This window comes from Brachybacterium sp. UMB0905 (genome assembly GCF_002871795.1).
Lineage (GTDB): Bacteria > Actinomycetota > Actinomycetes > Actinomycetales > Dermabacteraceae > Brachybacterium.
In genome coordinates, this window is sequence record NZ_PNHL01000031.1 from 1 (window position 1) to 6,047 (window position 6,047).

The 6,047-nt window shown below is 64.3% G+C and carries 7 protein-coding genes; 4 read left to right on the forward strand and 3 right to left on the reverse strand.

All coding sequences use genetic code 11. The features are described from left to right. Positions 1 to 170 precede the first annotated feature (170 nt). The gene (locus CJ197_RS14580; RefSeq protein ID WP_146007796.1) at positions 171 to 710 is read left to right on the forward strand and encodes a hypothetical protein; all 540 of its coding nucleotides are present in this window, start codon (positions 171 to 173) and stop codon (positions 708 to 710) included. A gap of 238 nt (positions 711 to 948) precedes the next feature. On the opposite strand, the gene nrdF is transcribed toward CJ197_RS14580, so the two are convergent. Then, on the reverse strand, positions 949 to 1,959 hold the full coding sequence (nrdF, locus tag CJ197_RS14585; protein ID WP_102237450.1) for a class 1b ribonucleoside-diphosphate reductase subunit beta: 1,011 nt from the start codon (positions 1,957 to 1,959) through the stop codon (positions 949 to 951). Further along, positions 1,956 to 2,465, reverse strand: a complete 510-nt coding sequence (gene nrdI, locus CJ197_RS14590; RefSeq protein WP_102237451.1) for a class Ib ribonucleoside-diphosphate reductase assembly flavoprotein NrdI — start codon at positions 2,463 to 2,465, stop codon at positions 1,956 to 1,958. Before nrdI ends, nrdF begins: the two co-directional genes overlap by 4 nt. A 217-nt stretch (positions 2,466 to 2,682) precedes the next feature. Here nrdI and CJ197_RS14595 point away from each other — a divergent pair, with 217 nt between their 5' ends. From CJ197_RS14595 to CJ197_RS14605, 3 genes are read left to right on the forward strand one after another with little or no spacing between them, the layout of a single operon-like run. Further along, positions 2,683 to 3,612: a metal ABC transporter substrate-binding protein gene (locus CJ197_RS14595; RefSeq protein ID WP_199173956.1), complete on the forward strand. Its 930-nt coding sequence runs from the start codon at positions 2,683 to 2,685 to the stop codon at positions 3,610 to 3,612. Further along, complete coding sequence (locus CJ197_RS14600; RefSeq protein WP_102237453.1) at positions 3,609 to 4,352, forward strand: metal ABC transporter ATP-binding protein; 744 nt, start codon at positions 3,609 to 3,611, stop codon at positions 4,350 to 4,352. Before CJ197_RS14595 ends, CJ197_RS14600 begins: the two co-directional genes overlap by 4 nt. Further along, on the forward strand, positions 4,349 to 5,251 hold the full coding sequence (locus tag CJ197_RS14605) for a metal ABC transporter permease (protein ID WP_102237454.1): 903 nt from the start codon (positions 4,349 to 4,351) through the stop codon (positions 5,249 to 5,251). The genes CJ197_RS14600 and CJ197_RS14605 overlap by 4 nt, the downstream gene beginning before the upstream one ends. Here the strand turns inward: CJ197_RS14605 and CJ197_RS14610 are convergent. Next, entirely contained in the window at positions 5,227 to 5,907 is a 681-nt protein-coding gene (locus CJ197_RS14610; protein WP_102237455.1) for a metal-dependent transcriptional regulator, read from the reverse strand. The two genes, CJ197_RS14605 and CJ197_RS14610, sit on opposite strands and share 25 nt — an antisense overlap. Positions 5,908 to 6,047 lie beyond the last annotated feature (140 nt).

Here is a 6,047-nt window from a genome sequence, read left to right on the forward strand (position 1 = left end):
CCCCCGCCAAGGCGTGGACCGAGCAGACCACCCCCACCACCCTCCCAGTGGTCGCCTGACCACCGGAGAACACATCGACTGTCCGAAATCCTTGACACACCCCAACCTGGGCGCTTGCTCGCGAGGAGATCGTCACGTACCCGATCGGGCACGGCCGCGATCTGATCCTGGTGGCGACCTTTGCGCGCACGGTGCGCTCGGGGAGGATCTTCCGACGCTCCACTGAGCAGTTCATGCACCTGTCGATCCCGTTGAAGGTCGGCGATTGGACGACGGGCAGCACGATGACGAACTTCGCCGAGAGCCTGTCCGCCGAGCTGTTCAAGGACCCCGCGACGAACGCCCTGTGCAACCGCTGGTCGGACGAGTTCACTCGGGACAACGGCTACGTCGCCCACCCACTGCTGGCCCGGACCAAGGAGCCCCCGGTCATCAGCCAGGACATCCTCGTCGACGAGAACGGGGAGGTCTCGAACCACCTGATGAGGAAGTCGAAAGGCAACCTGGCAGTGATCAGCTGGTACAACTACAAGATCAACGACGTCGCCGAGATGATTCAGGGGGACACCTCGTGCCTCCTCCTCAGCGATGCGGAATCGGCCGAGTACGCCGACCGTGTCGATCCGTCGTGGCGAGCTCGTGAGAAGGCACTCCGCGCGGACCGTGACGACAACATGCGCCTGTTCTTCGAGCGCTTCGGCATCGAGTAACCTCGCGGATCCCCTCCCCTCGCCCCATACTGGGGGCAGCCTGAGGGAGGTTCTCGATGTGCGGACGATTCACGCTGGCATTCGATCTGAGTGCGAGTGGCCAGGCGAGCCGTTGCGGCAGACCTGCGGACGGGTTCAGGTCTGTCGCAGCACGGTCTGCGCTGAGTGCTTGCCCCGGGTCGTAGCGATCCGGGGCATGCGCGGTACCGCTTCGCGTCCGACAGGTGAGTCTGCGTGCCTAGAAGTCCCAGTCGTCGTCGCTGGTGTGCTCGGCCTTGCCGATGATGTACGACGATCCGCTTCCGCTGAAGAAGTCGTGGTTCTCGTCGGCGCTGGGGGCGAGGGCGGCGAGGATCTCTGGGCTGACTGACGTCTCCTCGGCGGTGAACCGTGCCGGGTAGCCGAGGTTCATGAGGGATTTGTTCGCGTTGTAGCGCACGAAGGCGGCGACGTCGCCCATCAGGCCGAGGGGTTCGTAGAGCTCGCCTGAGTAGTCGAGCTCAAGGTCGTAGAGCTCTTCGAGCAGGGTGTACGTGAACTCCTTCATCTCGTCGCGGCGGTTGGGGTGAGCCTCGAGGCCGCGCTGGTACTTGTAGCCCGAGTAGTAGCCGTGCACGGCCTTGTCGCGCAGGATGAGTCGGATCATGTCGGCGGTGTTGGTCAGGGTGGCGTGCACGGAGAAGTGCAGCGGCAGGTAGAAGCCGGCGTAGAGCAGAAGGCTGGAGAGCAGGGTGGAGGACACCTTCCGCTTTAACGGGTCGGGCCCGTAGTAGTACTGGAGCACCTTCTTGCATCGCGCTTGAAGCAGGTCGTTTCCGATCGCCCAGCGGTAGGCCTCATCGATCTCTCGGGTACTGGTCAGGGTCGAGAACACCGAGGAGTACGAGCGGGCGTGGACGGACTGCATGAAGGCGATGTTGGTGTAGACGGCTTCCTCGTGCTCTGTGCGGGCGTCCTGGATCTGGCAGATCTCCCCGACGGTGGCCTGCACGGTGTCGAGCATGGTAAGGCCGGTGAAGACCCGCATGGTGAGGGTTCGTTCATGGGGCGCGAGTGCTTGCCAGGCCTGGTGGTCGTTGGACAGGGGCACCTTCTCGGGCAGCCAGAAGTTCGCGGTCAGGCGGTTCCAGATCTCGAGGTCCTTCTCGTCGCTCACGCGGTTCCAGTTGATCGGACGCAGCGGTGCGCTGGGGTCGTGTCGGTATGCCGGAGGGGTGATGGAGCCTTCTACGGCTGTTGTGGCGGTCATGCTGTTCTCCTCTGTTCGTTGTTCTTGTCGTTCGTCGTGGCGGTTCGTGCCCAGAAGCGGTCGAGCCCTTCGTTCACGCGCTCGATGTCGCGCTGGGTGCCCAGGAGTTCGAAGCGATAGAGCTCTGGGACGCCGCACTTTCGGGAGATGACTGGGCCGGCGAGGCAGTAGTGCTCGCCGAAGTTGGTGTTGCCTGCGGTGATCACCCCGCGCAGCAGCGCACGGTTGGCGGGATCGTTGAGGAAGGCGATGACCTGCTTCGGTACGGCCCCGGCCTGCTCGCCGCCGCCGTAGGTGGGGACCACCAGAACGAAGGGGCGGCATACGCGGATCATCCCCTCGATGCGGGGTCGGAGCGGGATCCGCACCGCAGGCCGCCCCAGTCTCTCCACGAAGCGCAGCGTGTTCTCGGAGACGCTGGAGAAGAACACGAGATCTGCTGACTCCTGTGGCGTCAGGTCACGTGTTCCGAGTCCCGGTGCTGCGCGCTCGATGCCTGCCGTCATCGATCCCTCCTTCGTCGTCGTCCCATCCGACTGACCTTGAACTACTAGATGTTGGGTCTGCACTCCGCGGGGGTGACACATGTAGTGATATCAGTCCTGGCAGCCCTCGGCCATACGCCACGCCGGGTTTGTAACTTCGGCATACCGAACCATACGATTTGAGGGTCCGGAAGTGGCCACGCCTGTGGCCGTGAACGAAGAGAGGTCGCCGATGCACATGCGAGGACGATGGAAGGCTGCGCTCGGCGCAGTCGTTGCGAGTGCGGCGCTGGTGCTCACCGGCTGCTCCGCTGGAGCCAGGCCGGATGCTGCCGACGACGGAGAGAAGCCGGTGGTGTTGACGACGTTCACCGTGCTGGAGGACATCGCGGAGAATGTTGCGGGCGACCACCTCGTGGTCGAGTCGATCACGAAGCCTGGCGCGGAGATCCACGGGTACGAGCCGACGCCGGGAGACATCCGGAAGGCCTCGGATGCCGACCTGATCCTGGACAACGGCTTGAACCTGGAGGTGTGGTTCGGCCAGTTCGTCGAGGAAGTCGATGTGCCTCATGTCGTGGTCTCGGAGGGGATCGATCCCATCGACATCGCGGGGGACGCCTACGCTGGCAAGCCCAACCCGCACGCCTGGATGAGCCCGAAGAACGTGCAGGTGTACGTCGACAACATGGTCGCGGCGTTCAGCGATCTCGACCCGGAACACGCTGAGGACTACGAGAGGAACGGGGAGACCTACAAGCAGCAGCTCCAGCAGGTCCAAGATGACCTGACGGGCGAGCTCGAAAGTCTTCCGACCAGCCAGAGAGCGCTGGTGACCTGCGAGGGCGCATTCTCCTACCTCGCCCGAGATGCCGGGCTGACCGAGAAGTACATCTGGCCCGTCAACGCCGAGCAGCAGGCGACCCCGCAGCAGATCACCTCCGCGATCGAGTTCGTCGACGAGAACGAGGTCCCCGCCGTGTTCTGCGAGTCGACGGTCTCCGACGACCCCATGCAGCAGGTTGTGGGTGCTACGAATGCACGCTTCGGAGGAACGCTGTTCGTGGACTCGCTCTCCGAGGAAGGCGGCCCGGTGCCCACGTACCTGGATCTGATCCGCCACGATGCGGACACCATCACTGCGGGACTCACCGGAGAGGACTCATGACGACAGCGGCGATCGATGTCAAAGGTGTCACCGTCCGCTACGGCGATGTACTCGCCCTCGACGACGTATCTGTTGCGGTGCGGGCGGGTGCGGTGACGGGGTTGATCGGAATGAACGGCTCCGGGAAGTCCACCTTGTTCAAGGCGATCACCGGCATGGTCCGGCCTGACGCAGGCAGCGTCCTGCTGAATGGCGCGCAGCCGGCGCCGGCCAGGCGGCGAGGACTCGTCGGCTACGTCCCCCAGAGCGAGGACGTCGACTGGGCTTTCCCCGTCTCTGTCCGAGACGTCGTGATGATGGGAAGGTACGGCCACCAGGGCGCCACGCGCCGAGTTCGGCCCGCTGACCGCATCGCTGTGGACGAAGCCTTGGAGAGGGTGGAGCTCACGGAGTACGCCGATCGACAGATCGGCCAGCTCTCCGGCGGGCAGAAGAAGCGCGCCTTCGTCGCCCGCGGGATCGCCCAGGACGCACGGATCATGCTGCTGGATGAGCCCTTCGCCGGCGTGGACAAGCGCAGCGAAGCCACCATCGTCGATCTTCTCCGCGCACTCGCTGACGACGGCCGTACCGTCCTGGTCTCCACTCACGACCTCCATGCTCTGCCGCAGCTCGCCGACGACGCCGTGCTGCTGCTGCGAACCATCCTCTTCCACGGCCCGGTGAAAGAGGCCCTCACACCCGAGAGGCTCGCTCTCGCCTTCGGCCTGGACGTTCTGCAGCAGGAGGGTGCCGCATGACCCCGCTCGACTGGCTCCTCGAGCCGCTCTCCTACGACTTCATGACCCGTGCGCTCGTCACGACCGTGATCGCTGCCGTGGTGTGCGCACTGCTGTCGTGCTGGCTGGTGCTCATCGGCTGGTCGCTCATGGGGGACGCCGTCTCTCACGCCGTCCTCCCCGGAGTCGTCATTGCCTACATCCTCGGTGTCCCGTTCGCCATCGGCGCGGTCGTCTTCGGGTTCCTGGCGGTCGGCATGATCGGGCTCGTCCGCGGGACGAGCCGCGTGAAGGAGGACGCCTCCATCGGCATCGTCTTCACCACTCTCTTCGCCCTCGGGCTGGTTCTGATCTCGGTCACACCCAGCCAGACCGACCTCAACCACATCATCTTCGGCAACATCCTCGGCGTCTCCCGCGCAGACCTCGTCCAGATCGCGATCCTGGCTACCGTGGCTCTTGTCACCCTGGTGTTCAAACGCCGCGACCTCACGCTCTACGCCTTCGACCCGACACACGCCCACGCGATCGGCCTGTCTCCCCGATTCCTCGGCGCGCTGCTGCTGGGTCTTCTGGCGCTGACCGCAGTTGCCGCTCTCCAGGTCGTGGGAGTGGTGCTCGTCGTCGCGATGCTCATCATTCCCGGAGCGACGGCCTATCTGCTCACCGACCGCTTCGGGCGGATGCTCGTGATCGCGCCGGCCCTCTCGTCACTCTGTTCCGTGGTCGGGATCTACATCAGCTACTGGGTCGACGCCTCACCCGGCGGCCTCGTCGTCCTCACCCAGGGATGCGCCTTCGCACTCGTCTACCTCATCAGTCCCAAGCACGGCCTGCTCAGCAAGAAGGTCGGAGCTCGCCGGTATCGACGCGATACGGCTCGCCGGCGTGAGGATCAGGTAGGCCCCGCAGAGACGTAGAGGGCATCTGTCGCAGAGCGTCCCAGCAACGTTGGCGAGCCCACTTCTCCAGAACGAACTTCCAGCGCATCGGAGAACGGCGCTCCCGCCGCGACCACAAGCGTGGCCCCGACTCCGATGCCCTGGGACTCGAAGAACTGCAACATCGCCGGGTCCGTGTCCGAGATCCGCTCGACCACAAACCTGCCCTCCGCTCCGACGTCGGTGAGACGCCGCGCATCAGGCACGGTCACTGTTCCGTCCGCTGCAGGGATTGGATCACCGTGCGGGTCACGCCGGGGGCGACCCAGAACGTCATCGATCCTCTCCACCATCAAGTCCGAGACGGCGTGCTCGAGCTGCTCGGCCTCCTCGTGGACCTCGTCCCACCGATACCCGAGGGTCTCCACCAGAAACGTCTCGATCAAGCGATGCCGCCGCACCATCACCAGCGCGTACGAACGACCGACCTCCGTCAACTCGACCGAGCCATACCTCGCGTGAGACAGAAGACCCTGCTCAGTCAGTTTCCGCACCGCATCCGAAGCGGACGACAGGGCAACACCGGTCCGCTGCGCGATGAGCTTCAACGTCACTGGCTCGTCACTCCACTCGGACAACCCCCAGATCGCCTTCAGATAGTTCTGGGCACTCGCAGACAGCTCATCGACGGACATGGCACGACGATAGCCTCGAAGCTTCAACTTAGCTATATAGAACTCTGGGGTGTACCAAGGTTCTTGGACAGTCTTCTATGAGGAAGGATCAAGGACATGGCAGGAAGATCCAGGCGTAAGTTCAGTCCCCAGTTCAAGGC

Coding starts and splice junctions, on each gene's coding strand:
- CJ197_RS14605 (WP_102237454.1), top strand. CDS start 4,349: ATGACCCCGCTCGACTGGCTCCTCGAGCCGCTCTCCTACGACTTCATG.
- CJ197_RS14595 (WP_199173956.1), top strand. CDS start 2,683: ATGCGAGGACGATGGAAGGCTGCGCTCGGCGCAGTCGTTGCGAGTGCG.
- nrdF (WP_102237450.1), bottom strand. CDS start 1,959: ATGACCGCCACAACAGCCGTAGAAGGCTCCATCACCCCTCCGGCATAC.
- nrdI (WP_102237451.1), bottom strand. CDS start 2,465: ATGACGGCAGGCATCGAGCGCGCAGCACCGGGACTCGGAACACGTGAC.
- CJ197_RS14600 (WP_102237453.1), top strand. CDS start 3,609: ATGACGACAGCGGCGATCGATGTCAAAGGTGTCACCGTCCGCTACGGC.
- CJ197_RS14610 (WP_102237455.1), bottom strand. CDS start 5,907: ATGTCCGTCGATGAGCTGTCTGCGAGTGCCCAGAACTATCTGAAGGCG.